The following is a 1,897-nucleotide window of genomic DNA, read 5'->3' on the forward strand; positions in this document are numbered from 1 at the left end:
GTATATCATTGAGTACATTGAATTTTATAATCGAGAGAGGTTACACAGCACATTAGGCTTTCAATCACCTATGGAATATGAAAGTCTATGTGCATAAAAAGTGTCAACGAAAGTGGTATAGGATCACTCTGTTCCGGCTGCCCCAAAGCAAGGCGTTAGGTTTCTGTCGAGAATGAAGAAATATTTATTAGGATTTTATATATTAATCATTTCTGTGGAAGTATATTCCACGGCCTATACGTGGGGTACCTTTGAGGAGTGGGATAAAAGAATAGATTCTGCTGTGATGTACATAGAAGCAGAAAATACAAATAAAGAATCTGAACTCTCCAAAGAGGAAATAAAGGAAGCTGTACATGTAATCGGATTCATTGAGGGACTACGAGACGGTTATATGATGGACATGTTCGTTCAGCTAAGGAAGGAACATGGGCAAAATGTTCCTAACGAGGTGCTAGATAAAATGCCTCAAGGAATATGCATGAACCAAGCATATTTCGAAATAATTGAGAGTCTAGACAAATTTTTAGCGGCATCTAGTTATCCTAAAGACGCAGAGTTCATGGCGGTCTTCCTTGAATTCGTAGAGAAACAGTATCCATGCAAATAAAACCTAACAAACCAGCCCAGCGCGCAAAAGCCACTAAAAGCGTGGCTTTTGCTGGACTCGTTACGCGATGCTCCACTCGCCGCTGGCTGGGGCGTTAGCACTCTACATAATCGAGAAAGCTATGAATTTAAAATACGTTATTCCTATATGCTTATTGGCGGGGTGCGCATCAAACTCAGGTGTGGTGCCAATGGGCAATGATACCTACATGGTTTCTCGTCAGGCTGCTACAGGCTTCACTGGTATGGGCACACTTAAAGCTGATGCAATGCGTGAGGCATATGTGGAATGCCAAAAAACGGAAAAGAGCGTGGAGGTTCTAGAATCCATTGATTCGAAGCCGCCATACATATTTGGCAATTTTCCCAAAACCGAGATTCGCTTCAAGTGCGTAAATTAGAAGCCAGCTCAAAACTAAAAAGTGCTAACAAATCGGGGTTGTCGCCGTTGGCTGGGACGCTCCTGACGTCGCGCCCCAACCCGAGGCGTTAGGCGAAAGAGAGAGTTATGATTACAACCATAGTCATCGTAGTATTTGTTATTTTGGTGGTTGCATATTTCATGGGGCGTGATGAAGAAGAGGCTCCTGATGAAAAAGTTAATTCTTCTCCTCAAAAAATCCCAGCTAAACCCAAGCAAGTATTTGAAGTGGTGAAAATTGATAACCCTACGCTCTCTATCCCAGAAAGCGAGTCTATTCCAGACCAAGAAGTCGAATCATACAGTGACGAAAACACAACATATAATGTCTCGGTCTCTGAAATGACTTGCACCTGTCCTGATTTCAAGAAACACAGGAAAGGAGTTCCTGTTAATGACCCTCGTCGTGCTTGTAAGCATTTGTACTGCGTATTGGAAGAAAATAACCTTCTATCAAATCTTAGTGAACTAGCCCTAGCAATTTTAGAAAGCCCATCAAAAAACAAGAAACTCACAACAGTCAAACTATCTAGCGGTAACGAAGTATCAATATGCCACGGTGGTAATGAATGGGTTGACGTATTTACCAGAAAGCGAAGAAAAGGAGATTCTGGTGGTCTTTATTCAGGAAAATATGACCGCTTCGGTTTCAATATAAATGAGCAGCGATGGTCGTATGGAGATGGCCCTCCAGGAGCAAGAGAAATAAAATCAATTTTAAGTCAAGTGCTGTGACGCGCCTAACAAGCGACTGTGGTGTCAACCCAGTTAAATTTACCTTTAGTAAGCCCAAGCAACATCGTCGCGAACCATAGCATTAAGCATAGTGATTAACTTGCGCATGCAGGCAACGATAGCGACCTTTTT

General features: G+C 42.2%; 4 protein-coding genes. All 4 read left to right on the plus strand.

Translation table 11 applies throughout. From position 1 onward, the window contains the following. Positions 1 to 16: 16 nt before the first annotated feature. The 4 genes from SBL51_RS23315 to SBL51_RS23175 all read left to right on the plus strand — a co-directional run bounded on the left by SBL51_RS23315 (position 17) and on the right by SBL51_RS23175 (position 1,765). A complete protein-coding gene (locus SBL51_RS23315; protein ID WP_411860511.1) occupies positions 17 to 97 on the plus strand; it encodes a hypothetical protein in 81 nt (26 codons plus the stop codon). A 75-nt stretch (positions 98 to 172) separates the two neighbouring features. Beyond that, positions 173 to 610 carry a hypothetical protein gene (locus SBL51_RS23165; RefSeq protein WP_317933579.1) on the plus strand — a complete coding sequence of 146 codons (438 nt, stop codon included), beginning with the start codon at positions 173 to 175 and terminating at the stop codon, positions 608 to 610. Positions 611 to 731: 121 nt separating this feature from the next. Next, the gene (locus SBL51_RS23170; RefSeq protein WP_317933580.1) at positions 732 to 1,010 is read left to right on the plus strand and encodes a hypothetical protein; all 279 of its coding nucleotides are present in this window, start codon (positions 732 to 734) and stop codon (positions 1,008 to 1,010) included. A 107-nt stretch (positions 1,011 to 1,117) separates the two neighbouring features. Further along, the gene (locus SBL51_RS23175; protein ID WP_317933581.1) at positions 1,118 to 1,765 is read left to right on the plus strand and encodes a hypothetical protein; all 648 of its coding nucleotides are present in this window, start codon (positions 1,118 to 1,120) and stop codon (positions 1,763 to 1,765) included. Positions 1,766 to 1,897 lie beyond the last annotated feature (132 nt).

It is taken from the genome of Halioxenophilus sp. WMMB6 (assembly GCF_033283405.1).
Lineage (GTDB): Bacteria > Pseudomonadota > Gammaproteobacteria > Pseudomonadales > Cellvibrionaceae > Halioxenophilus.